General features: G+C 69.5%; 16 protein-coding genes. 6 read left to right on the top strand and 10 right to left on the bottom strand.

All coding sequences use genetic code 11. The annotated features are described in order from the left end of the window. Positions 1-127: 127 nt before the first annotated feature. The 5 genes from J2Z30_RS20015 to ngcE form a co-directional block, all read right to left on the bottom strand. Positions 128-1,228, bottom strand: a complete 1,101-nt coding sequence (locus J2Z30_RS20015) for a substrate-binding domain-containing protein (RefSeq protein ID WP_078956586.1) — start codon at positions 1,226-1,228, stop codon at positions 128-130. Between the two features lie 219 nt (positions 1,229-1,447). Next, complete coding sequence (locus J2Z30_RS20010; protein ID WP_037959071.1) at positions 1,448-2,647, bottom strand: ROK family transcriptional regulator; 1,200 nt, start codon at positions 2,645-2,647, stop codon at positions 1,448-1,450. 243 nt (positions 2,648-2,890) lie between these two features. Continuing rightward, the gene (locus tag J2Z30_RS20005; protein WP_044569229.1) at positions 2,891-3,838 is read right to left on the bottom strand and encodes a carbohydrate ABC transporter permease; all 948 of its coding nucleotides are present in this window, start codon (positions 3,836-3,838) and stop codon (positions 2,891-2,893) included. Between the two features lie 61 nt (positions 3,839-3,899). Next, positions 3,900-4,817 carry a carbohydrate ABC transporter permease gene (locus J2Z30_RS20000; RefSeq protein WP_044569230.1) on the bottom strand — a complete coding sequence of 306 codons (918 nt, stop codon included), beginning with the start codon at positions 4,815-4,817 and terminating at the stop codon, positions 3,900-3,902. Between the two features lie 58 nt (positions 4,818-4,875). Next, positions 4,876-6,312 (bottom strand): N-acetylglucosamine/diacetylchitobiose ABC transporter substrate-binding protein, encoded by a 1,437-nt coding sequence (ngcE, locus tag J2Z30_RS19995; protein WP_044569231.1) that lies wholly within the window; start codon positions 6,310-6,312, stop codon positions 4,876-4,878. A gap of 341 nt (positions 6,313-6,653) precedes the next feature. On the opposite strand from ngcE, the gene J2Z30_RS19990 reads away from it, so the two are divergent. Together J2Z30_RS19990 and J2Z30_RS19985 are read left to right on the top strand one after the other, a co-directional pair. After that, positions 6,654-7,187, top strand: coding sequence for a PT domain-containing protein (locus J2Z30_RS19990; protein WP_044569232.1), 534 nt, complete (start codon positions 6,654-6,656; stop codon positions 7,185-7,187). Between the two features lie 213 nt (positions 7,188-7,400). Next, the gene (locus J2Z30_RS19985; protein WP_044569233.1) at positions 7,401-11,258 is read left to right on the top strand and encodes a GH92 family glycosyl hydrolase; all 3,858 of its coding nucleotides are present in this window, start codon (positions 7,401-7,403) and stop codon (positions 11,256-11,258) included. Positions 11,259-11,321: 63 nt separating this feature from the next. Here the strand turns inward: J2Z30_RS19985 and J2Z30_RS19980 are convergent, their stop codons facing one another. Both J2Z30_RS19980 and J2Z30_RS19975 read right to left on the bottom strand, forming a co-directional pair. Further along, positions 11,322-12,317, bottom strand: a complete 996-nt coding sequence (locus tag J2Z30_RS19980; protein WP_044581287.1) for an NAD-dependent epimerase/dehydratase family protein — start codon at positions 12,315-12,317, stop codon at positions 11,322-11,324. 61 nt (positions 12,318-12,378) lie between these two features. After that, positions 12,379-15,660 (bottom strand): GH92 family glycosyl hydrolase, encoded by a 3,282-nt coding sequence (locus J2Z30_RS19975; protein WP_044569234.1) that lies wholly within the window; start codon positions 15,658-15,660, stop codon positions 12,379-12,381. 231 nt (positions 15,661-15,891) lie between these two features. Here J2Z30_RS19975 and J2Z30_RS19970 point away from each other — a divergent pair, with 231 nt between their 5' ends. After that, entirely contained in the window at positions 15,892-16,773 is an 882-nt protein-coding gene (locus J2Z30_RS19970) for a GNAT family N-acetyltransferase (RefSeq protein WP_044569235.1), read from the top strand. A 79-nt stretch (positions 16,774-16,852) separates the two neighbouring features. On the opposite strand, the gene acnA is transcribed toward J2Z30_RS19970, so the two are convergent. Next, positions 16,853-19,570, bottom strand: coding sequence for an aconitate hydratase AcnA (gene acnA / locus J2Z30_RS19965; RefSeq protein WP_044581288.1), 2,718 nt, complete (start codon positions 19,568-19,570; stop codon positions 16,853-16,855). Between the two features lie 443 nt (positions 19,571-20,013). On the opposite strand from acnA, the gene J2Z30_RS19960 reads away from it, so the two are divergent. Together J2Z30_RS19960 and J2Z30_RS19955 are read left to right on the top strand one after the other, a co-directional pair. Continuing rightward, positions 20,014-20,913: a LysR family transcriptional regulator gene (locus J2Z30_RS19960; RefSeq protein WP_044569236.1), complete on the top strand. Its 900-nt coding sequence runs from the start codon at positions 20,014-20,016 to the stop codon at positions 20,911-20,913. 75 nt (positions 20,914-20,988) lie between these two features. Then, the gene (locus tag J2Z30_RS19955) at positions 20,989-21,546 is read left to right on the top strand and encodes a Uma2 family endonuclease (RefSeq protein ID WP_044569237.1); all 558 of its coding nucleotides are present in this window, start codon (positions 20,989-20,991) and stop codon (positions 21,544-21,546) included. 13 nt (positions 21,547-21,559) lie between these two features. On the opposite strand, the gene J2Z30_RS19950 is transcribed toward J2Z30_RS19955, so the two are convergent. Next, on the bottom strand, positions 21,560-21,919 hold the full coding sequence (locus J2Z30_RS19950) for a GntR family transcriptional regulator (protein WP_044569238.1): 360 nt from the start codon (positions 21,917-21,919) through the stop codon (positions 21,560-21,562). Between the two features lies 1 nt (position 21,920). Next, on the bottom strand, positions 21,921-22,430 hold the full coding sequence (locus J2Z30_RS19945; protein WP_052701322.1) for a DUF1648 domain-containing protein: 510 nt from the start codon (positions 22,428-22,430) through the stop codon (positions 21,921-21,923). A 134-nt stretch (positions 22,431-22,564) separates the two neighbouring features. On the opposite strand from J2Z30_RS19945, the gene J2Z30_RS19940 reads away from it, so the two are divergent. Beyond that, positions 22,565-24,094, top strand: a complete 1,530-nt coding sequence (locus J2Z30_RS19940) for a helix-turn-helix domain-containing protein (RefSeq protein WP_044569239.1) — start codon at positions 22,565-22,567, stop codon at positions 24,092-24,094. The last annotated feature ends 100 nt before the right edge of the window (positions 24,095-24,194 follow it).

The following is a 24,194-nucleotide window of genomic DNA, read 5'->3' as shown; positions in this document are numbered from 1 at the left end:
CGGAGGGGAGAGCGCGCTCTCCCCTCGGATGGGGGGTGAGTCAGGGAGGCGGGCCGTCCGCGGTTACGGACGGCCCTGCTCCGTCAGGTGCCGGAGACCGGCCGCTATGTGCCGGAGATCCGGCGCGTTACTTCAGACCGGCCTCTGCGCACGCCGCCTTGAACTTGGCGGTGCAGATCTGGGCGACCGTGTAGTTCCCGTCCTTGACGACGGTGTCCTTGATGTTCTTCTTGGTCAGCGAGATCGGGGTGATCAGGGTCGCCGGGATGTCCTTGGTGGTCGGGCTGTCGACCGTGTTGGACTCGTTGACCTTCTCGCCGCGGCCGAGCGCGATGGCCATCTCCGCGGCGGCCGCGGCCTCGTCCAGGTAGGACTTGTAGACGCTCATGTACTGCTCGCCGGTCACGACCCGGCGCACACCCTCGAGTTCGGCGTCCTGGCCGGTGACCGGGGGCAGCGGGTTGAAGCCGCCGCTCTTGAGCGCGGTGATCGCGCCGCCGGCCATGCTGTCGTTGGCCGAGTAGACGCCGACGATGTTCTTCTTGCCGAGCGAGGAGATGGCGCCCGTCATGGCCTCGTTGGCCTTGTCCGCGAGCCAGCGGTCGATGTCGTACGACTTGCCGACGTCCACCTTGCCCTTGAGGACGGACATCGCGCCCTTCTTGAACATGGCGGCGTTGGGGTCGGCCTCCCAGCCGTTGAGCATGACGATCTTGCCGCTCTTGGCCTTGTCGCCCAGCGCCTCGAGCAGCGCCTTGCCCTGGACCTTGCCGACCGTCTCGTTGTCGAACGAGGTGTACGCGGAGACCGGGCCCTCGGCCAGCCGGTCGTAGGCGACGACCGGGATACCGTCCTCGTCGGCCTTCTTGACCGAGCTGGCGATGGACTTGGAGTCCACCGAGTCGAGGATGATCGCGTCGACCTTCTTGGTGATCATCGAGTCGACCTGCTGCTGCTGAACCGAGGGGTCGGACTTGGCGTTGACGTACAGGATGTTGCAGTCCGCACAGAGCGCCTTGAGCTTCTTGGTGATGTATGGCCGGTCGAAGTTCTCGTATCTGGCCGTCTGGTCCTCGGGCAGCAGCAGCCCGATCGTGAGCGGACCGGTCTTCTTCTTCTCGTCCTTCTTGTCGTTGTCGGCTTCCTTCGCCGAGCCACAGGCGGCGAGGGCTACCGTCATCGACATGACAGAAGCGGCAAGAGCGACGCGACGCATCGTTGCGTTCATTTAGGGCTGACCTCCCTGACGAGGCCGCGTCATTGCGGCCGAGGTGGCTGGAAGTCAACTCGGCTGCCCGCATGGCGTCAAGAAGTAAATCCTTAACGAGATGGCAACGGTGCCATTCGTTATCTGAGTGAACGCAGCCGGACAGGCGGGATAGACGGAGCGTGACCGGACAAAGCCTCTCAAGGCTTGCCCACGGCTCCAACAGCCCCCGACCGGCGGTCAGGTGAGGGCCGGAGCCCCCGCCGAGAGCGCGCCGTCCAGCAGCGTCGAATCGCCCATCTCGCTGAGCACCAGCGCGAGCGCGCCCAGCACCTCGGCCCGGCCGCCCAGCGCCCCCGGCATCACCGACAGCTGATGGGCCGCGCTCGGGATCGCGTACCGCGCGACCGACTCCCGGATCGGGCCCAGCACCAGCTCCCCCGCCTCGGCGAGCTGGCCGCCCAGCACCATCCGGCTCGGGTTGATCAGATTGCAGAGGTTGGCCACCCCGCTGCCGATGTGCCGGCCGACGTCCCCGATCACCCGCCGGCAGCCCGGATCGCCCTCGCGGGCGAGCTGCACCATGCGCTCCACGGTGAGGTCCGCCCCATGACTGGAATGCAGCAGCGGCAGCACATAGCGGGCAGCGGTGAAGGTCTCCAGACAGCCGCGATTGCCGCAGCGGCACACCGGGCCCGACTCGTCCAGGGTGATGTGGCCGATCTCGCCCGCCGTACCGCCGGGGCCGCGGTAGATCTTCCCGCTGATCACCAGCCCCGCGCCGACACCGTCGGCCACCTTGATGTACGCGAGGTCGCCGACCCCGCGGCCGGAGCCCCAGACCAGCTCGCCGAGCGCGCCCAGGTTGGCGTCGTTGTCCACGTGCACCGGCACCCCGAGCCGCTGGGCCAGGTCGTCGCGCGGGTTGGTGCCCGCCCAGCCCGGCAGGATCGCGGTCGAGCCCAGCGTGCCGGTCTCCACGTCGATCGGCGCGGGCACGCCGAGCCCGACGCCGACCACCTTGTCCTGGCTCAGCCCGCTGGCCGTGATCAGCCTGCTGACCAGCTGCTCGGCCCGGTCCAGGCCCTGCGAGGAGGAGGCGTCCACATCCAGCGGCTCGGCCTCCTCGGCCAGCACCTGATGGGCGAGGTTGCCGATGGCGACGCGCAGATGCGTATGGCCGAAATCCACCCCCACGACGATGCCCGCGTCACCGCTGAGCGAGACGCTGCGCGCCCGGCGGCCGCCTGCCGAGGTGGGCGTGACCTCGACCGTCCCGCCGTCCTTGAGCTCGCGCACGATGTTGGAGACGGTGGCGGCGGACAGCCCGGTGGACCGGGCGATCTCCGCCTGGGTCAGCGAGCCCGCCATCCGCACCGCACGGACCACCCGCTCGAGGTTGGCCCGGTGCAGCGACGACTGCGATCCCGGAGTCTCCACGCCCATCCACTCCCGCCTTCGCGGGCGGCACGACGGCCGCTCCGCCGACCGGACCGCAGCAGTGAGGCCCGGCTGTGTCTCCAACATGTGAACTCTAAGCTGAGCCGCCACGGTTGTCCCACGTCAAGCCCCCGGCCGCCGTGGGACCGCTCGCGGTACCCTCCGCCACCCACAGCGGCACGGCCCCGTCCTTTCCGCGGAACGGAAAGGACGGGGCCGTGAAAAGCCCTCTGTGATGTGCTCCTATTTGAGCGCGCCCGCGGTCAGACCCGCCTGGACCTGCCGCTGGAAGAGGATATAGACGGCGAGTACGGGAAGCATCGCCAGCACCAGACCGGCGAAAAGCGCTGACCAGTCGCCCTTGTACTGCTGACTGGCCGCGAGCTGCACCAGCCCCTGGGTGAGCACCCGCTTGTCCTCATCGGTGTTGAGCACCGTGGGCAGCATGTACTGATTCCACTGACCGAGGAAGTTGAAGATCCCGACGCTGATCAGTCCGGGCTTCGCCATCGGCAGCATGACCTGGAAGAACGTCCTGGTATGGGACGCCCCGTCGATCAGGGCCGCCTCCGCGATCGAGGAGGGCAGCGTCTTGAAGAACGAGGTGAGGAAGAAGACCGTGAACGGCAGCGAATAGGCGATATAGACCAGAATGAGCCCATGAAAGGTGTTGAGCAGGCTCATGTTCTTCATCACGAAGAACAGCGGCACCAGCGCCAGGATGATCGGAAAACTCATCCCGCCGACGAACATGAAATAGATGAACCGCTTTCCCGGGAATTCGAAGCGGGCCAGGATGTACGCCGCCATCGAGCCCAGCAGCATCGTCCCGATCAGGGAGCAGCCCACCACCAGGATCGTATTGAGGAAGAAGTCGCCGATGTTCGACTTGCTCCAGGCCCTGGTCCAGTTGTCGAAGTGCAGGGCCGAGGGCAGCCCCCAGGGCGAGGTGAAGATCTGCTTGTCGGTCTTGAGGGAGCTCATCACCGCCCACAGCAGCGGCAGCGTGACCAGGAGTCCCCAGACCACGAGGATGCCGTGCGAGAAGACGTTGAGGATCTTGCCCTCGCTGCCGATCCGGCCCTTGGGGGTGAAGCCCGGCGGCGGCTGCTTGCGGACGGGCCCGCCGGCCGGTGCCTCGTCCTCCTTGGTGACGCCCGGGAGCTCCGAGGGCGCTGCGTGCGAGGTCACTGTGGTACCCCCAGATCGGCGGTCGGGCGGCGGTGGCCGGGTGCGGTCGGTGTGATCGGCATCAGTACTCCAGCCGTTCGCGCCGGCCGAGCCTGGTCACGATGACCGCGAAGATCAGGGTGACGATGAGCATCGCGACGCCGATCGTGGTGGCCCGTCCGGCCTGCCCGTCGTGGAAGGTCTTGGTGTAGACGTAGTAGCCCATGACCTGGGTGGAGTCGGCGGGGCCGCCCGGCCCCACGGTCATGATCTGCACCACGGCGAACGCGTCGAGCGCGATGATGCCCATATAGATCCAGCCGGTCTGGACCGTGTCCCACAGCAGCGGCAGGGTGATCTTGAAGAAGGTCTTGACCCGGTTGGCCCCGTCGAGCAGCGCCGCCTCGTAGAAGTCCCTCGGGATGGAGCTCATCCCGGCGGAGAAGAGGACGACGTAGAAGCCGACGTTGCTCCAGACCATCACCGCCATCAGGCACCACAGCGCCAGCTTCGGATCGGCCAGCCACTGCTGCTGGAGCGAGTCCAGGCCGACTCCGTCGAGGAAGGAGTTGATCGCGCCGTTGCGCGGGTTGTAGGTGAACTGGAACAGCAGGGCGACGATCGCGATCGACAGCACCTGCGGGAAGAAATAGATCACCTTGTACAGGCTCGACCCGCGCACCCCGGAGACCGCCGCGTTCTTACGGCCCCGGCCGCCCACATTGAGCATGAAGGCGAAGAAGAGCCCGAGGCCGAGCGTCACCAGCGGCACCACCAGCAGCAGCAGGACATTGTGCCCGACCGCTTTCCAGAAGATGTCGTCATGCAGCAGCCAGTCATAGTTCTTGAACCCGACCATCTTGAAGTCGGAGCTCAGGCCCGTCCAGTCCGTGAAGGAGTAGTAGATGGCCTGGACGAACGGCGAGATCACGAAGACCGCGTAAAGGATCACCGGCAGGGCCAGGAACCCCGCGATGAACCGGTACTTCCCATGCTGCATTTCTACCGACCTCGGTCTTCCCCTACGGATAATGCCGTCGGCGACGCGTGGACCCGCATCAGACGTGCTTGTACTTCTTGACGGCGTCGTCCTTGGCCGTGTCATCGGCGAACTGCTGGCACTTCTTGATCGCCTCGGCGGGGGTCATCCGGCCCGCCATCATCTCGCCGAGCGCGCCGACGCCGATCTTCTGCTTCTGCAGCGTCCCGTACCAGTCCTGCATCCGCGGGTTGACCACGTTCTTGCCCGCCTTGGTCAGCGCCTCCTGCGCGGACTCCAGGCCAGACGGCAGGCTGAGGCCGTCGGTGCCGCCGTTGAGGGAGGAGAGCGAGGACACCTGCTTGATGAAGTTCTTGGTGGACTTCTCACCGAGCATGATCCGCAGCAGCTCCATGCCGCCCTCGGGGTTCTTGGCCGTTTTCGGCACGATGAACGGCTCACCGCCGGAGGCCCAGATGGTGCCGAACGGCATCTTGTCGCTCTTGTCCAGGCTGGACGGCGCGCCCACCGCCATCTGGAAGTCCTTCGGCGTGGTCTTCTGCGACTCGTTCTCCACCCAGGACCCGTTGGGGATGAACAGCGCCTTGCCCTCGTTCCAGGCCGTCTGCGACTCGATGTGGGTGAGGCCGGGGGTGCCCTTGAGGATGTAGCCCTTCTTGTAGAGCTCGTAGTACGCCTCGAAGGCGGCCTTGACGGCCGGGTGCTTCCAGGCGTTCGCCTCCAGATTGTCGATCGAGTCCAGGACGTCCCGGCCACCGATCTTGGCGATGAAGGGGTAGAGGCTGAACGGCAGGTAGTAGGGGTACTTGCCGGGGTAGGTCCAGCCCGCGACGCCCTTCTTCTTCGCCTTCTCGCAGACCTTGAGCATGTCGTCCCAGGTCTCGGGGTACTCCACGTCGAGCTTGGCGAGGTTGCTCTTGGAGTGCCAGACACCGTAGACGGTGTAGGCGTAATAGAGGACCCACACCTGCTTGCCGTCGAACTGGCCCATCTCCGCGACACCGGGGCGCAGGGTCTCCCGCACCGTCTTGTTCGGGTCGTCCACGGAGGGCGCGTCGAGCAGCGGGGTGAGGTCGGTCAGCTGGTTCTTGCCGACCAGGGTGCCCATATCCATCTGCTCGGCACCGTTGTTGTCCACGAGGTCCGGCGGGGTGCCGCCGTTGAAGCGCGGCTGGAGCACGGTCTGGATCTTCTGGGTCGCCGAGTGCTTGACCTTGCCCTTGGTCTTGGGGAAGGCCTTGGCGAACTCCGCCTCGGCGTCCTTGGCGTACTGCTGGCCGAAGCCGCCGTCGAAGATGACGACATCGAGCGCGGCGCTCTCATTGACCGCGAGCGGGTTCTTGGCGCTCTTCTTGCCCTTGTCGACCTTCTTGGAGTCGTCGTCACCGCCACTGGCACAGGCGGACAGCGCGCTCATCGCCGGCACGGTGATCAATCCGAGCGCCGCCGAGCGCTTGATCAGATCGCGACGGCCGACATCTGAGGTGGATCCCATGCTCAAGTCCTCGCCTTCGTCAGGACTCAGGCGGTGTAACGGTCTCCCGTACATACTCGCCTCCGGCGAGGGGCCCGACACCGCGGGTCAGTTGAAGCGTCAAGCGGAGTATTGCTGGGTGTACGCCGGGGAGAGCGGATGACCCGCCGAGGCCCTCCGATATAGGCCGTGGTGCGGCCTTCCCCCTGGGGCGACAGGTATAGTCCACTGGGCCTCATATGGGCAAGATCGAGAGGTCATCGGGTACCAGTCTTTCCCGAGTTGAGACCTGCCCGACATACCGTAAGGGGAGACCAGCCGCGCGGCACGCCGCCGTGCGGGCTCCCCGAAAGGCGGTTCCCGTGTCCCGGAAGCAGCTCACCCTCGCCACCAGCATTGTCGTGACCGCGACACTCGCGGCCACCGCGGGGTGTGGCTCCGGCAGAGGGGGCTCGTCCGCCGGGGACAGCAAGGGCGGCGCGGCGATCGGCAAGGGCATGGCCCAGCTGCCGGTGGAGCCCACCCAGGCGCCGACCGAGGAGCCCACCGACGACCCCACCGACGACCCGTATGACGAGCCGTCGGACTCCCCCACCGGCGGCTCCGGCCTGGTCACCCCGGACGCCAAGATGGGCACCTGCGGATGGGGTTCGAACGGCAAGCCCTACGCCAATGTGAAGATCAGCAACTCCGGTTCCGGTACGGCCTACTACTCGCTGCTGGTCGGCTTCGTGGACAGCTCCGAGAAGGTCGTGACCACCGGGGTGGAGTCCGACGCGCCCGTGGCGGGCGGCTCCGAGAAGACCATCAAGGTCAGCGGGCTCAAGGCGGACAGCTCCCACACCGCGAAGAAGTGCCGGCTGTCGCTGGCCACCAAGTCCGACGACGCGGACTGACGACACGCCAGGAACAACCCCGAGGGGCACCCGGAACCGCCCCCATGGACGCGGGCCGTACCACCGACAGGGGTACGGCCCGCGGCGTACCACCCGCCGCACGGGCGCCCATTGAGCGCTGTCCGCAACCTTGACACCACCCTCCCCCTGCCTCCCTACTTATCTCTGCCCGACCCAGTGGACAACGTTGTCAGACTCGTTGAGAGGCTGAGTATGCGACAGAGACGACCCCAGAGACGATGGCGTGGGATCGGACGGTCGGCCGCCCTGGTGGCGGCCGTCCTGCTGGCGGTGACGGCCCAGGGCGGTGCGGTCGCCGCCCCCGCCGGCCCGGACTCCGCGCACCACGCCGACCGCACCTTCGCCTCGTCCTTCGAGTCGGGCGATCCCCAGCCCGACTGGCGGAACACGGTCGAGACCGGCCCCGACGGCAAGAAGAAGGCGTCCGGAGTCGACGGAGGCTACTCCTCCGGGATCCCCGGCAATGTCACCGACAAGGTCACCGAGGTCCGCGCGAGCGACGAGAACACCGACGGCGGGGAGATCAAGGAGAACCTCGTCGACGGCGAGGTCACCAGCAAGTGGCTGGCCTTCGACACCACCGCCTGGCTCGAGTTCGACCTGAGCGAGCCGGTGGAGGCCGTCCGCTACGCCCTCACCTCCGCCAACGACGCCCCCGGCCGGGACCCGAAGGACTGGACCCTCAAGGGCTCGGCCAACGGCTCCGACTGGACGACGCTCGACACCAGTAAGGACGAGACGTTCTCCTCGCGCCAGCAGACGCGGGAGTTCTCCTTCTCCAGTTCCACGGCCTATCAGCACTTCCGGCTGGAGATCACCCGCAACGCCGGGGACGACATCGTCCAGCTCGCGGAGGTGCAGTTGGCCAACGGCGACACCACTCCGCCCGCCGCCTCCGACATGCAGACCCAGGTCGACCGCGGCCCGACCGGCTCCCCCACCGCCAAGGCCAACGCGGGCTTCACCGGCACCCGTGCCCTGCGCTACGCGGGCACCCACAAGCCGGACGGCCGGGCGTACTCGTACAACAAGGTCTTCGACGTCGACACGGCCGTCACCCGGGACACCCAGCTGTCCTACCGGATCTTCCCGTCGATGACCGAGACGGACCTCGACTACCCGGCCACCCATGTCTCCGTCGACCTCGCCTTCACCGACGGCAGCTACCTCAGCGAGCTGCCCGGCGCGGTCGACCAGCACGGCGCCCGGCTGAGCCCACAGGGCCAGGCCGCCTCCAAGACGCTCTACGTCAACCAGTGGAACCACAAGGAGTCGCGGATCGGCGCGGTCGCCGCGGGCAAGACGGTCGACCGGATCCTCGTGGCCTACGACTCCCCCAAGGGCCCCGCGCAGTTCCGCGGCTGGGTGGACGACATCGCGATCGCCCCCAAGGCGCCCGAGAAGCCGCTGGCGCACCTGTCGGACTACGCGCTGACCACCCGCGGCACCAACTCCAGCGGCAGCTTCTCGCGCGGCAACAACTTCCCGGCGACCGCGGTCCCCAATGGCTTCAACTTCTGGACGCCGGTGACCAACGCGGGCTCCACCGACTGGCTCTACCAGTACGCCCGCGCCAACAACGCCGACAACCTCCCCACCATCCAGTCGTTCAGCGCCAGCCATGAGCCCAGCCCCTGGATGGGCGACCGGCAGACCTTCCAGGTGATGCCGTCCGGGGCGAGCGGCACCCCCGACGCCGGGCGCACCGCCCGCGCGCTCCCCTTCCGCCATGAGAAGGAGACCGCCCGTCCGTACTACTACGGGGTGACCTTCGAGAACGGCCTCACCGCCGAGATGGCGCCCACCGACCACGCCGCGGCCATGCGCTTCACCTATCCGGGCGAGGACGCCAGCGTCATCTTCGACAACGTCAACAACAACGGCGGGCTGACCCTCGACGCCGAGCACGGCGTCGTCACCGGCTACTCCGACGTCAAGAGCGGACTGTCCACCGGTGCCAGCCGGCTGTTCGTCTACGGCGTCTTCGACACCCCGGTGAGCGCGAGCGGCAAGCTGGAAGGAGGCGGCGGCAAGGACGTCACCGGCTACTTCCGCTTCAAGCCGGGGAAGGACCGCACGGTCACCCTCCGGCTCGCCACCTCGCTGATCGGCGTCGACCAGGCGAAGGCCAACCTCGATCGGGAGCTGCCCGCGTCACGGTCGTTCGGGCAGGTCAAGCGGGCCGCCCAGGCGGAGTGGGACAACATCCTGGGCCGGGTCGAGGTCGAGGGCGCGGACCGCGGCCAGCTCACCTCGCTCTACTCCAGCCTCTATCGGCTGTACCTCTATCCCAATTCCGCTTTCGAGAACACCGGCACGGCGGCAAAGCCCCGCCACCAGTACGCGAGCGCCTTCTCGCCGGCCACCGGGGAGAACACCCCGACCCACACCGGCGCGAAGATCGTCGACGGCAAGGTGTACGTCAACAACGGCTTCTGGGACACCTACCGCACCACCTGGCCCGCCTACTCCCTGCTCACTCCGAAGCGGGCGGGCACGATGGTCGACGGCTTCGTGCAGCAGTACAAGGACGGCGGCTGGATATCCCGCTGGTCCTCACCGGGCTACGCCGATCTGATGACCGGCACCAGCTCGGACGTGGCCTTCGCCGACGCGTATCTGAAGGGTGTGCGGTTCGACGCCGAGGCCGCGTACGAGGCGGCGCTGAAGAACGCCACCGCGGTGCCGCCCTCGTCGGGCGTCGGCCGGAAGGGCATGGCCTCCTCGCCCTTCCTGGGCTACACCAGCACCGAGACCCATGAGGGGCTGTCCTGGGCGCTGGAGGGCTATCTCAACGACTTCGGCCTCGCCAACATGGGCAAGGCGCTCTACGCGAAGACCAAGAAGGCCCGCTACAAGGAGGAGTCCGAGTACTTCCTGCACCGGGCGCAGGGCTATGTCTCGCTCTTCGACGACAAGGCGGGCTTCTTCCAGGGCAAGGACGCCAATGGAAAGTGGCGCGTGCCCTCCGACAAGTACGACCCCCGGATCTGGGGCTACGACTACACCGAGACCAACGGCTGGGGCTACGCCTTCACCGCCGCCCAGGACAGCCGGGGCCTGGCCAACCTCTACGGCGGCCGGGCGGGTCTGGCGAAGAAGCTGGACACCTACTTCTCCACCCCGGAGACCGCCTCGCCGGAGTTCGCCGGTTCCTACAACGGCGTCATCCACGAGATGACCGAGGCGCGGGACGTCCGCATGGGCATGTACGGCCACAGCAACCAGGTCGCCCACCATGTGACGTACATGTACGACGCGGCGGGGCAGCCGTGGAAGACCCAGGAGAAGGTGCGCGAGGTGCTCTCCCGCCTCTACACCGGCAGCGAGATCGGCCAGGGCTACCACGGCGACGAGGACAACGGCGAGCAGTCCGCCTGGTACCTCTTCAGCTCGCTGGGCTTCTATCCGCTGGTGATGGGCGGCTCGGAGTACGCGATCGGATCGCCGCAGTTCACCAAGGTCACGGTGCATCTGGAGAACGGCCGCGACCTCGTCGTCAAGGCCCCGCGCAACAGCGCGCGGAACGTGTACGTCCAGGGTCTGAAGGTCAACGGCAAGGCGTGGAACTCCACCGCGCTGCCGCACTCGCTGATCGCCAAGGGCGGCACTCTGGAGTTCGCGATGGGCCCCAAGCCGTCGGCCTGGGGCACGGGGAAGAACGCCGCGCCGTCCTCCATCACCAAGGACGACAAGGTGCCCACCCCGCGCCACGACCTGACGGTGCCGAGCGGCGGTACGGCGCTGCTGGACAACACCTCGGGCACCGAGGCGACCTTCGAGTCGGTGAACCTGCCGGTCACGGAGCCGGGCCGCGCGGTGCAGTACACCCTGACCTCGTCGGACCGCGGCAAGGCCCCGACGGGATGGGTGCTCCAGGGCTCTCCGGACGGCGAGAAGTGGCGGGACCTGGACCGCAGGTCGGGCGAGTCCTTCAACTGGGACAAGCAGACCCGCGTCTTCTCGGTCAAGAACCCCGGCGTCTATGAGCACTACCGCCTGGTGCCGGACGGCAAGGCGACCCTGGCGGAGGTGGAACTGCTGAGCTGAGCGCTGCCGGAGACCGGCGGAGGTGGAACTGCTGAGCTCACCCCCGCCGGTCTTCGAGTTGACTCAGTCAGCCAGTCCCCTCAACACCTCTGCCTCCCGCTCCGGGGCCAGCCCGACAGGACGGCGGTCGGGGCGTTGCGGGGCATTGCCGCCAAGGGTGCGGAGCCAGCGCCATGTGGTGGACACCGTGTCGGCGACGGGGCGGCAGTGGAGGCCCGTCGCGATCGCCTTCGATACGTCCGCGGTGTGCAGGGCGTCGTACAGCTCGCCCGGGGGCAGCCAGATCGGGAGGTCGCTCCAGGGCTCGATGCCCGCGGCGAGGATCCGGTCCGGAGGGGTCCAGCGGAGTGCCGCGTCCGAGCCGGTGATCCGTACGCAGGTCTCCAGGAGCTCGCCCATCGTGGTGTGGCCCGGCGGGCTGACGAGGTTGTACGGGCCGCTGAGGCCGCGTTCGGCCGCGTCCAGCGTCCATGCGGCCAGATCACGGACATCGATGTACTGGAGGGGCAGTTCGCGCGGGCCGGGGGCGAGGACCGGGCCGCCACGGGCGATGCGCGTCAGCCACCAGGGGAGACGGCCGATGTTCTCGTACGGGCCCAGGATCAGGCCCGCTCGGGCCAGCAGCGCGCGGTCGGCGAAGGCCGACAGCGCGGCGAGTTCGCCGCCGCGCTTGGCCTGGGCGTAGTCGGCCTGCACGGCGTCAGGGGACGCCTCCTCCACCAGTGGGCCGTCCTCGTCCAGCCCGGCCGACGCCGGGTAGGCGTAGACCGAGCGGCTGGAGATGTAGACGTATGTACCGGCACGGTCGGCCAGGAGGCGGGCGGTGTCGCGTACGGCCGAGGGCGCGCCGGACCACGTGTCGACCACGGCGTCCCACTCGCCGCGCTCCAGGGCCGCGAGCCCGTCCGGCGCGGTGCGGTCGCCGTGCAGGGCGGTGGCCCCCGGCGGCGGGGTGTGGTGCCCGCGGTGGAACACCGTCACCCGCCGGCCGCGGGCCACCGCCTCCTCGGCGATCGCGCGCCCCACGAACTCCGTTCCGCCCAGCATCAGAAGTCTCATGTCGGGAACTGTGCCCGCCATACCCGCGGATGCTGGGTGGATTAGCGGTGAGCAGATCCGGTCAGCCGCGGGCGACCGCGAAGACGTGGAGATCCGCGTTGTCGGGCAGGGTGACGCTCTTGATCGTCTTGCCTTCGGGTGCGTGGAACGCCTTCGTGGCGAAGATGTAGGCGTCCACCACGTCCTTGTCGCCGCCGCTGATGTTGCGGTACGGGGTCTTGGCGAGGGTTACGTTCCCGTACTGGACCGTTCCCGCGCCGCCTCCCACCGTCCAGTCGGTGAAGGACAGGTCCGCCTCGTCGGAGCTGCCGTCCGTGTAGGTGACCTTGGCGGTGGCCTTCTGGTTGCCGTTGACGGCGCTGCCGATGAAGGAGAGCGCGGTGGATTCGGGCAGGGTGAGGGTCTGGCCGGTGGTGGAGGCGTTGTCGGGGCGGCCGGACGGGGAGGCGGGCCAGGCGTAGTCCAGGCCCTGGGTGGTCCCCTTGGCGCCCGGCTCGAGACCGGCGGCGGCGAGGGCCTGGCGGGAGTAGCTCCAGCCACCGCCGTCGTAGTCCCCCTCGTCGTGCTCGCCGGCGTCCTCGGTCGCGCCGACGTTGTTGTACGCCGCGAGCAGCGAACCGGGGGCGGCCACGGTCAGGGTGATCGGCTGGACGACCTCGGTGCCCTCGCTGGTCACCGTCACCTTCGCGTCGTAGAAGCCCTCGGCCGTGTCCTTCCCCGCGCGCAGCGAGATCTCCGCCGTGCCGTCCGCGCCCACCGTCCCGGAGGCGGGTGAGGCGGTGATCCCGTCGGGGGCGTCGGTGGTGAAGCGCACCTCGGGGCGGTCGCCCTCGCTGACCGGGACGGCGGCCACCTTCACGGTCAGGCTGTCGCCCGGGGCGAGCGTGCCCGTGGTGGGCCCGACCCCGATCTGGTACGGCTGCTCGCCCTCGCGGAAGGAGGGCGGGGCGTCGGACGGGGCCGAGCCCCAGGCGCGGTCGGGGGCGTCGGACAGGGTGTAGTCCAGCGTTCCGCCGTGCCGTACGAAGGACTCCGGCAGCCAGGGGCGGTCGCTCGCCCGCCCGTTCACCTTCAGCGCCTGGACGTACGGCGCGCCGGGCGCGGCCTGCGGGGCGCGGATGGAGATGTCCCGGCCGCCGCGGCCGATCTCGATCCGCGGGAAGAGGGGCGAGGCCAGGACCAGTTCGGCGCGGGAGGGCACCTGCGGATACATGCCGAGGGCCGAGAAGACGTACCACGACGACATCTCGCCGAGGTCGTCGTTGCCGGGGATGCCGTCGGACTTGGTGGTCCACAGCCGGCGCATCGCGGCGCGCACGGTCTCCTGTGTCTTGTACGGCTGTCCGGCGTAGGCGTACAGATAGGGGACGTTGATCGACGGCTCGTTGTCCAGCTCGGACTTCTCGCCGCCCGCCCCCGTGAGCGCCCAGCCCCCGTCGGCGTCGTGGAAGAAGGAGTCCAGACGCTTCACCGCGGCGTCCTTACCGCCCATGGCGGCGAAGAGACCGGCGGGGTTGTGCGGCACCATCCAGGTGTACTGGGCGCTGGTGCCCTCGACGAAACCGTTGCCGGTGGCCGGGGTGAAGCCGGTGACCCAGCTGCCGTCGGCCTTGCGGTTGGCGGCATAGCCGCCGGTCTCCGGGTCGGCGGCGGCGTTGAAATTGTTCTGCCACCACTGGGCGCGGCGTGCGAAGGTCTCGGCGGTGTCCTTACGGCCCGCGGCCCGCGCCAGCTGGGAGAGGGCGAAGTCCGCGCCGGACATCTCGAGGGTCTCGGCCGCGCCGCCCCAGGCGTTGGAGACGGACGGCATGTAGTGCAGCTTCAGGTACTTGTCGAGGGAGGGCCGCTGGCCGACCGACATGATGGGCTTGCCCGCCGGGCTGCGGTCCTTCTCGGTCGGCTCGGTGGCCGCCTTGACGAGCGAGTCGAGGGCGGCGTCGAGGTCGTAGTCGTCGCCGCCGAAGGCCCGGATCCCGGCGAGGGCGGCGGCCGACGGGTCGCCGTTCATCACATGCGTCCCCGAGGCGCCCTGGAGCCAGCGGTCCCAGACGCCGCCGTTCTGCTGGGCGAGGTTCAGCAGGGACTGGGCGATGTCGGAGCCCTTGTCCGGCTCCAGCAGGGTGAGCAGCTGGAGCTGGGAGCGGTAGACGTCCCAGCCGGAGAAGGTGCCGTACTGGGCCCGGTGGCCCCGGCTCACCCGGTGCACCTCACCGTCGCTGCCCCGGTAGCGGCCGTCGGTGTCGCTGATGACGTTGGGGTGCAGCAGCGAGTGGTAGAGCGCGGTGTAGAAGGTGGTGCGGTCCGCGTCCGCGCCGCCGCCGACCCGGATGGCCGACAACTGCCGCCGCCAGGCGTCGTACGCGGCGCTCCGCACCTGGTCGAAGCCGCGCCGCGGCGGGTTCTCGGCGGCGAGGTTGGCCCGTGCGCCCTGGTCGCTGACGTAGCTGATGCCGACCTTGACGCCCACCCGGCGGGTGCCCGGGGCGAATTGGAGATAGCCGCCGGAGCCCTTCCCGGCCACCGGGCGGCCGTCGCCGCCATAGCCGCCGGAGCCGCCCTCGGCGCTGGTGGTGCCGGGCCGCAGAGTGCCGTCCCGCCAGGTGCCCTGGGCGGTGAACGGGGTGTCGAACGTGGCGGTGAAGTGCAGCGTGTAGTAGCTGCGGCGCCCCTCGGGGTCGAGATAGCCGCAGAAGTTGCCGCTGGTGACCGAGCCGGAGACGGTGCGGTGCGCCGGGTCGATGGTGAGGTCGGCGTCCGAGCTGCCGACCTCGGAGGAGGAGGTGCGGATCAGCAGGGAGGCGGTCTTGTCCGCGGGGTAGGTGAAGCGGGCCGAGCCGGTGCGGGCGGTGGCGGTCAGCTCCGCACCGGCGCCGGAGGCGAGGGAGACCTTGTAGCGGCCGGGTTCGGCGGTCTCGCCGGAGTGGCTGAAGTCGGAGGCGTAGACCTGGTCCTTGGTGTCGGCGGCGGGTGAGGAGGTGACCTCGCCGACGTGGGGGAAGAAGGGGATGTCGCCCGCCCCGCCCGCACAGCCGGTGCCTGACATATGGGTGAGGCTGAAGCCGCGGACGCGGGTGGCGTCGTAGTGGTAGCCGCCGGGCGCGGCGGTGCGCGTGGCGTCGCCGCGGGTGTTCTCCGGGCTCCACGACAGCATGCCGAAGGGCGCGACGGCTCCGGGGAAGGTGTTGCCGCCGGCCGAGCTGCCGATGAGCGGATCGACGTACGCCGCCGGGTCCTTGACCAGCGTCGGCGGCGGGGCGGCCGACGCGGGCGCGGTGGCCGCGGTGGCGAGGAGCCCCGCGGTCAGGGCCGCGGCCGCCAGGGCGGCCAGGGGTCTTGAGGGCATTGCGGTCCCACCTTGTTCGGAAGGGCCGTGATCGCCGGGTCGAGCAAGCCGTGGGGACCGTACCGCACGGGGGCCGTCGGCCGTAAGGGGGCGGTGACGGTCTTGACAGGGACACCTGGTTGGCGGCGTACTGATCGTTACAGTCAGCCTGACAACGTTGTCGCGTTCGCCGGTCGAGCAAGCCGCTTCCGCGTACCGGCAATCGCTCATCGGACGCGCCATCATGGGCGCATGATCCTCCGCCAGCTACGTGACACCGACGAGGACGCCGAGGCGGCATGGGAGGTGGTGGCCGCCGCCTTCGGGGACTCCGCCGCCCTCGCGGGCGAGGACGGATGGCCGCCGGGGCACATGGCCGAGGCCCATCAGCGGAACCGGCATCTCGCCCGCACCGACCCGGGCGGCTGCTGGCTCGCCCTGGACGAGGCCGGGATGCCGCTCGGCGTGACGCTGTCGGCCCGGCGCGAGGGCACCTGGGGACTGTCGATGTTCGCGGTGCTGCCACGGGCCCGACGGCAGGGTGTGGGCCGGGAGTTGCTGGCCGCGGCGCTGATGTACGGACGGGGGTGTCTGCGCGGCATCATCTGCGGATCGGAGGATTCGCGCGCGGCCGGCACCTACCGGCGCGCCGGGTTCGCGCTGCATCCGGCGATGCGGCTGCGCGGCACGGTCGGACCGGAGACCAAGGAGCGGCTGTCCCCGCCGGACGGCGCGGTGCACGAGGGCGTGGCCCGCCACCGGGACCTGCTGGACTCGGTGGACCGCCGCACCCGGGGCGGCGCGCACGGCGCCGACCACGAACTGCTGCTCACCCAGCGGCGGTTGCTGGTGGTGGACGACCTCGCGGGCAGCGGCTACTGCTACGTCGGCGAGGACGGCGAGGTCGAGATGCTGGCCGCGACCTCGCGGCGGCTGGCGAAGCGGCTGCTGACCGCCGCGCTGCTGTGCCTTCCGGAGGGCTCCGACGCGCGGGTCGCGGGGCTGACGGCCGAACAGCAGTGGGCGGTGGACGTGGGGATCGAGGCCGGGCTCGAGCTGTCCACCGGCGGCTATGTGTGTCTGCGGGGGATGCCGCCGCCGATGCCGTACATCCCGTCCGGAACGTTTCTCTGACCGTGGCTCCGACTGGGTACGCGGACGGGCCGCACCCCTGCCCGGGGGTGCGGCCCGTCGCCGCTGCCGTGAGCCGCGCCTACTTGCGGATCAGCGAGCGCAGCACGTACTGCATGATGCCGCCGTTGCGGTAGTAGTCGGCCTCACCGGGGGTGTCGATGCGCACCTTGGCGTCGAACTCCAGCTCACCGGCCTTGACCTTGACGGTGTCCGGGATGCCGCCCTCGTTGAGCGCGGTGACGCCGGTGATGTCGAAGGTCTCCTCGCCGGTCAGGCCCAGCGACTGCGCCGAGGCGCCCTCGGGGAACTGGAGCGGGAGGACGCCCATGCCGATCAGGTTCGAGCGGTGGATGCGCTCGTACGACTCGGCGACGACGGCCTTGACGCCGAGCAGCGCGGTGCCCTTGGCGGCCCAGTCGCGGGACGAGCCGGAGCCGTACTCCTTGCCCGCCAGGATGACCAGCGGGACGCCGGCCGCCTGGTAGTTCTGCGAGGCGTCGTAGATGAAGGAGACCGGAGCCCCGTCCTGCGTGAAGTCGCGGGTGAAGCCGCCCTCGGTGCCGGGCGCGATCTGGTTGCGCAGCCGGATGTTGGCGAAGGTGCCGCGGATCATGACCTCGTGGTTGCCCCGGCGGGAGCCGTAGGAGTTGAAGTCGCGACGCTCGACACCGTGCTCGGTGAGGTACTTGCCGGCCGGGGTGTCGGCCTTGATCGCACCGGCCGGGGAGATGTGGTCGGTGGTGACCGAGTCGCCCAGCTTGGCCAGCACACGGGCGCCGGCGATGTCCTCGACCGGGCTCGTCTCCATGGTCATGCCCTCGAAGTACGGGGGCTTGCGCACGTAGGTGGACTCGGCGTCCCACTCGAAGGTGTTGCCGGTCGGGATCGGCAGCGCCTGCCACTGGGCGTCACCGGCGAAGACGTCCTGATAGGACTTGTTGAACATGTCCTCGCCGATGGCGTTGGCCACGACGTCGTTGACCTCGGCCTCGGTCGGCCAGATGTCTTCGAGGAAGACCGGCTTGCCCTCCTGGTCGGTGCCCAGCGCGTCCGTGGTGATGTTCACCTTCATCGAACCGGCGATGGCGTACGCGACGACCAGCGGCGGGGACGCCAGGTAGTTCATCTTGACGTCCGGGTTGATCCGGCCCTCGAAGTTCCGGTTGCCGGAGAGCACCGAGGTGACGGCGAGGTCGGCCTCGTTGACGGCCTTGGAGACCTCGTCCGGCAGCGGGCCGGAGTTGCCGATGCAGGTGGTGCAGCCGTAGCCGACCAGGTTGAAGCCGACCTTGTCGAGGTAGGGGGTCAGGCCCGCCTTGTCGAAGTAGTCGGTGACGACCTTCGAGCCCGGGGCCAGAGTGGTCTTGACCCACGGCTTGCGGGTCAGGCCCTTCTCCACCGCCTTCTTGGCCACCAGCGCGGCGGCGACCATGACGTACGGGTTGGAGGTGTTGGTGCACGAGGTGATCGCGGCGACGGTGACGGCGCCGTGGTCGATCTCGTACGTGGACCCGTCGGGGGCGGTCACCAGGGTCGGCTTGGTGGGCACGCCGTTGGAGACGGCCGGGGCGTCGGAGGCCGGGAAGGACTCCTTGCCCGCCTCGTCCTCCTCGGCGTCGGGCACGTAGTTACGGACGTCCTGGGCGAACTGCTGCGCCGCCTCGGCGAGCACGATGCGGTCCTGCGGGCGCTTCGGGCCGGCGATGGACGGGACGACCGTCGCCAGGTCGAGCTCCAGCTTCTCGGAGAAGTCGGGCTCGGCGGCCGGGTCGAGCCAGAGACCCTGCTCCTTGGCGTACGCCTCGACGAGCGCGACCTGCTGCTCGGAGCGGCCGGTGAGCTTCAGGTAGTTGATGGTCTCGTCGTCGATCGGGAAGATCGCGGCGGTGGAGCCGAACTCCGGCGACATATTGCCGATGGTGGCGCGGTTGGCGAGGCTCGTGGCCGCCACACCCTCGCCGTAGAACTCGACGAACTTGCCGACGACACCGTGCTTGCGCAGCATCTCGGTGATGGTCAGCACGAGGTCGGTGGCAGTGGTACCGGGCTTCAGCTCACCCGTCAGCTTGAAGCCGACCACGCGCGGGATGAGCATCGAGACCGGCTGGCCCAGCATCGCGGCCTCGGCCTCGATGCCGCCGACGCCCCAGCCGAGCACACCGAGGCCGTTGACCATGGTGGTGTGGGAGTCGGTGCCGACCAGGGTGTCCGGGTACGCCTGGCCGCCCCGGACCATGACGGTGCGGGCCAGGTGCTCGATGTTGACCTGGTGGACGATACCGGTGCCGGGCGGGACGACCTTGAACTCGTCGAAGGCGGTCTGGCCCCAGCGCAGGAACTGGTAGCGCTCCTTGTTGCGGCCGTACTCCAGCTCCACGTTCTGGGTGAAGGCGTCCGGGGTGCCGAACCGGTCGGCGATCACGGAGTGGTCGATGACCAGCTCGGCCGGGGCCAGCGGGTTGATCTTCGCCGGGTCGCCGCCGAGCTCCTTGACGGCCTCACGCATGGTGGCGAGGTCGACGACGCAGGGCACACCCGTGAAGTCCTGCATGATCACGCGGGCCGGCGTGAACTGGATCTCCTGGCTGGGCTGGGCCTGCGAGTCCCAGCCGCCCAGCGCGCGGATGTGGTCGGCGGTGATGTTCGCGCCGTCCTCGGTGCGGAGCAGGTTCTCCAGCAGCACCTTGAGGCTGTAAGGGAGCCGGGCCGACCCCTCGACCTTGTCCAGCCTGAAGATCTCGTACGATTCGTCGCCCACCTGCAGGGTGCTGCGGGCGTCGAAGCTGTTCGCCGACACGACAGTCTCCTTCATGCATGATTTCGCGCGTACCACCGCAATGCTGCCGTCACATGCCCGCGCCGATCCGCTAAGGTAGGGCTAAGTTAGGTAAGCCTTACCGGCGCGGGGCGACTATGCGCCTTCCAGCAGATATCTCGATGTCGAGATAACTCTAGTACATCGCCCCCGCGCGGTCATGCCCTGCCCGGGTGCGAGCGCGGTCCGGGTGCCGCCGCGCGCGGTCTCCGGGGGCGGCGGAGCACGGTCTACGGGGGCGGCCGAACACGGTCTACGGATGTCGCCGCGCGCGGTCCGGGTCGGTGCACCGGCGTTCACCCGTGCTCACTCATGTGCACCGGTGTCCCCCCGTTGTGCTCACCCGTGTGCACCCGTGTTCCCCCGTCTTCACCGGTAAGGGTGATCGCCGACTGAGCCACCCCCGCCACCGCGATACTGCTGCCATGGACCCGCATCTGCTCCGCACGTTCATCTCCGTGGCCCGCTGCGGATCCTTCTCCGACGCCGCCCATGAGCTGGGCTTCACCCCGGCGGCGGTCTCCGAGCACATCGCGTCCCTGGAAGCGGATCTGCGGACGTCACTGCTGACCCGGCGGCCGGTCATGCTCACCAGCGCGGGCGCCCGGCTGCTGGAACACGCCGGTCCGCTGCTGCTCCGTCTGGACGCGGCGCGGGCCGACGTCGAGCGGCTGTCGGGCTCCGGCGCCGCCCGGCTGGTCGTGGGGGCCTCGCCACTGGCGATGACCCCGAGAATCGCCACGGCCCTGGACCGGGTGCGCCAGGCGCATCCGGCCGCCAAAGCCTCCCTGCGGATCCTCGGCCGCCGGGAGATCCCGGCCGCGGTGGCGTCCGGGACCCTGGACCTGGGACTGGTCGACGGCCCGGCCACCCCCGCCGACGCCCTGCCGCTGCCCGAGGTGGGCCCGCTCACCGCGGTCACGGTCGCGGAGGCCCCGCTGGTGGTGGCCCTGCCCACCGGCCACCCGCTGGCCCGCCGCCTCGGCCTGCGGCTGGCCGACCTCGCCGACGCCAACTGGCTGGACGCCCCGGATGCCGCCATGCCGCTGGAGCAGCTGCGCGCGGTCAGCCGGACCGACGGCTTCCGCGCCTCGCTGACGTACGAGGGCACCGATGTCCGCGGCCTCCTCGCCCTCACCGCCGCCGGCCACGGCCTCGCCCTCCTCCCCCACCCCGCCACCAAGGGCACCCCCGGCATCGTCACGTCCCCCCTGATCGCCCCCCGCCTCCTCCACCGCACCGAACTCCTCCACGGCCCCGCGGTCGACGGCCCGGCGCGGACGCTGGCGGCGGTGGTGACGAGGGATCGTCACCGGTACGGGTGATCCCCGGGGCCGGATCCGCGCACGCCGCGTATCCGCCGCGATAGACCTCGCGTTCCGACACCCCGTGGAGGACCGATGAGCACACGACCACCCGCGTACCTGGCCGACGATCCCGAAACCGCCCTCAAGTACGCAGTCCAGCGCATCCGGGGCTTCGACCGCGTACAGGTCATCGAGGGGTTCATCGAACCGCTGTCGCCTGCTTGGGACCACGAGAGCACGATCGCGAAGGTCCGGGAGCGCCTCGCGCCCAAGGTGAACGCCCTGGGCTGCATGGCGGGATCAGGCGACCTGGACCTCCCCGGCACCCCCAACTGGTTTGTGCCGGACCTCGCCATCGTCCCCCGGGAGCTCGCCAAGGACGCCGGGGCCCTGCTCCCCGACCAGACCCTCCTGATCGTCGAGGTGACCTCAGACTCGAACGGAGACACCGACCGGGTCGTCAAGCCGCGCCGCTACGCCGAGTACGGCGCCCCGCTGTATCTGCTGGTCGACCGGCAGCAGCGCGCCTGCACGCTCTACTCCGCGCCTGGCAACCTCGGCTACACCAAGGCGGACGGCCCCCACCCCTTCGGCACTCCGCTCTCGCTCCCCGAGCCGTTCGACCTGGAGCTGGACACCTCCGAATTCTGAATTCTGATGGGCCTCAGCCGCCCCCGAGGCGGGTTCTGACCAGGGTCAGGACCTCCTCGTCGGAGAGGCCCAGGGCGCGGGCCTGGTCCACCAGGCCCTGGACGCCCTCCAGGAGCCGGGCGCGGGCCGTGGGCCGGTCGCCGGTGACGACCGCGCCGCGGCCTCGGCGCAATTCGATCAGGCCCTCCTCGCGGAGCCGTTGGTAGCCGCGCAGGACCGTGTGGACGTTGACGCCGAGGGATTCGCCGAGCGCGCGGGCGGCGGGGAGGCGTTCGCCGGGGCGTACGGTGCCGTCGGCGATCGCGCCGCGTACGGAGGCGGCGATCTGGTCGGCCAGCGGGACCGCGGAGCCGGGGTCGACGCGGAAGAGCATCTCAGCCGCGCTCCCCCGCCGCCGGGCGGTCGCGCTCCATCAGGGTGTTGGGCACAGACGCCGCGTCCCGGCTCGCGAGCAGCCAGCCCAGCGCGCCCATCACGGCCGCGACCGCGAGGGCGATGCCCAGTTGCCACAGGGGCTGGGAGACCCGGGAGGCGCGGGTGGCGTCGGCGTTGGCGTTGGCGACGAGCAGGGACGCGAAGGCGTGGCCCAGCAGGCCGGACATGCCGTAGCCGAGGGTGACCGCGAACCGCTGGGCGCGGAGGCCCTTGGTCAGACGAGTGGTGGACACGAGGGTGAGGAGGCCGGAGCCGAGGAGGACGGCGGTGACCACCGAGAGGAACGCACCCGTACCGGTGAATCCGTCGGCCTTCCCGTCCGCGCCGAAATGCGTGGCGAGCGGGTCCGGCAGCCGGTCGCGCAGTCCGGCGAAGGTCGCCACGACCACGGCCCACGCCAGCACAAAGGGCAGTGCGACGACCAGCGCGCGCCGTCGGACAGGACGCATGTCGACCCCCTCGCTTCACCGCACATTTCCTCACTTGTTTGCATACTAATAGAACAATGCCCGAGTGGAGAGCCGTCACTCCTTCCGCCTCCCACGTCGCGTGCGCATCTCATATGTGAGATAGCCTCTTCTCCATGACTGACGACTACCTCTCACGTATCGGCAAGCTCATCCGTGACGCCCGTCAACACCGGGGCTGGACCCAGTCCCAGCTCGCGGAGGCCCTCGGCACAAGCCAGAGTGCGGTCAACCGCATTGAGCGGGGAAACCAGAACATCAGTCTTGAGATGATCGCCAGGATCGGTGAGGCCCTGGACAGCGAGATCGTCTCCCTCGGCTACGCGGGCCCGATGCACCTCCGGGTGGTCGGCGGCCGCCGGCTGTCCGGGGCCATCGACGTCAAGACGAGCAAGAACGCGTGTGTGGCGCTGCTGTGCGCCACGCTCCTCAACGCGGGCCGTACGACACTGCGGAGGGTCGCCAGGATCGAGGAGGTCTACCGCATCCTCGAGGTTCTGGGCAGCATCGGCGTCCGCACCCGCTGGATCAACGACGGCGCCGATCTGGAGATCGTGCCGCCCGCCGAGCTGGACCTCGAGGCCATGGACACCGAGGCCGCCCGCCGGACGCGCAGCGTCATCATGTTCCTCGGCCCGCTGCTGCACCGGATGGACCGCTTCCGGATTCCCTACGCGGGCGGTTGCGACCTCGGCACCCGCACCGTGCAGCCGCATATGACCGCCCTGCGCCACTTCGGCCTCGAAGTGACCGCCACCGACGGGATGTACCACTCCCACGTCGACCGCTCGGTCGCCCCCACCCGCGCCATCGTGCTGACCGAACGCGGCGACACCGTCACCGAGAACGCGCTGCTGGCGGCCGCCCGGCACGACGGCGTCACGGTGATCCGCAACGCCTCGTCCAACTACATGGTCCAGGATCTCTGCTTCTTCCTGGAGGAGTTGGGCGTCAAGGTCGAGGGCGTGGGCACCACGACGCTGACCGTCCACGGCGTGGCCCACATCGACCGCGATGTCGACTACTCCCCCTCCGAGGACCCGGTCGAGGCGATGAGTCTGCTGGCCGCCGCCGTCATCACCGAGTCGGAGCTGACGATCCGCCGGGTACCGGTGGAGTTCCTGGAGATCGAGCTGGCCGTCCTGGAGGAGATGGGGCTGGACCACGAGCGCGGCGGGGAGTACGCGGCGGACAACGGCCGTACCCGGCTGGTCGATCTGACCGTGCGCCCGTCCAAGCTGCAGGCCCCCATCGACAAGATCCACCCGATGCCGTTCCCCGGCGTCAACATCGACAACGTGCCCTTCTTCGCGGCGATCGCGGCCGTCGCCCAGGGCTCGACGCTGATCCACGACTGGGTCTACGACAACCGCGCGATCTACCTCACCGAGCTCAACCGGCTCGGCGCCCACGTCAAACTCCTCGACCCGCACCGCGTCCTGGTCGAGGGCCCCACCCGCTGGCGCTCGGCCGAGATGATGTGCCCGCCCGCCCTGCGCCCCGCCGTGGTCGTCCTACTGGCGATGATGGCCGCGCCGGGCACCTCCGTACTGCGCAACGTGTACGTCATCAACCGCGGCTACGAGGACCTCGCGGAGCGGCTGAACTCGATCGGCGCCCAGATCGAGACCTTCCGCGACATTTGATGACCGAATGCCGCCGCGCCCTCTCTGACCTGCGGTGCAACGGGTCAGGAAGGGCTGCGGCGGCACCTCTGGGATCGGCCAACTGCTCGGCACCGGTCTC

Source organism: Streptomyces iranensis, assembly GCF_017874715.1.
GTDB lineage: Bacteria > Actinomycetota > Actinomycetes > Streptomycetales > Streptomycetaceae > Streptomyces > Streptomyces iranensis.
Note: the sequence above shows the minus strand (reverse complement) of the source record. Positions and strands in the feature narration are given on the sequence as shown.

Excerpts from the sequence above, each read along its gene's own strand:
- J2Z30_RS20015 (WP_078956586.1), bottom strand. The coding sequence starts at position 1,228 with ATGAACGCAACGATGCGTCGCGTCGCTCTTGCCGCTTCTGTCATGTCG.
- J2Z30_RS20000 (WP_044569230.1), bottom strand. The coding sequence starts at position 4,817 with ATGCAGCATGGGAAGTACCGGTTCATCGCGGGGTTCCTGGCCCTGCCG.
- ngcE (WP_044569231.1), bottom strand. The coding sequence starts at position 6,312 with ATGGGATCCACCTCAGATGTCGGCCGTCGCGATCTGATCAAGCGCTCG.
- J2Z30_RS19985 (WP_044569233.1), top strand. The coding sequence starts at position 7,401 with ATGCGACAGAGACGACCCCAGAGACGATGGCGTGGGATCGGACGGTCG.
- J2Z30_RS19980 (WP_044581287.1), bottom strand. The coding sequence starts at position 12,317 with ATGAGACTTCTGATGCTGGGCGGAACGGAGTTCGTGGGGCGCGCGATC.
- J2Z30_RS19975 (WP_044569234.1), bottom strand. The coding sequence starts at position 15,660 with ATGCCCTCAAGACCCCTGGCCGCCCTGGCGGCCGCGGCCCTGACCGCG.
- J2Z30_RS19970 (WP_044569235.1), top strand. The coding sequence starts at position 15,892 with ATGATCCTCCGCCAGCTACGTGACACCGACGAGGACGCCGAGGCGGCA.
- J2Z30_RS19960 (WP_044569236.1), top strand. The coding sequence starts at position 20,014 with ATGGACCCGCATCTGCTCCGCACGTTCATCTCCGTGGCCCGCTGCGGA.
- J2Z30_RS19955 (WP_044569237.1), top strand. The coding sequence starts at position 20,989 with ATGAGCACACGACCACCCGCGTACCTGGCCGACGATCCCGAAACCGCC.
- J2Z30_RS19950 (WP_044569238.1), bottom strand. The coding sequence starts at position 21,919 with ATGCTCTTCCGCGTCGACCCCGGCTCCGCGGTCCCGCTGGCCGACCAG.
- J2Z30_RS19945 (WP_052701322.1), bottom strand. The coding sequence starts at position 22,430 with ATGCGTCCTGTCCGACGGCGCGCGCTGGTCGTCGCACTGCCCTTTGTG.
- J2Z30_RS19940 (WP_044569239.1), top strand. The coding sequence starts at position 22,565 with ATGACTGACGACTACCTCTCACGTATCGGCAAGCTCATCCGTGACGCC.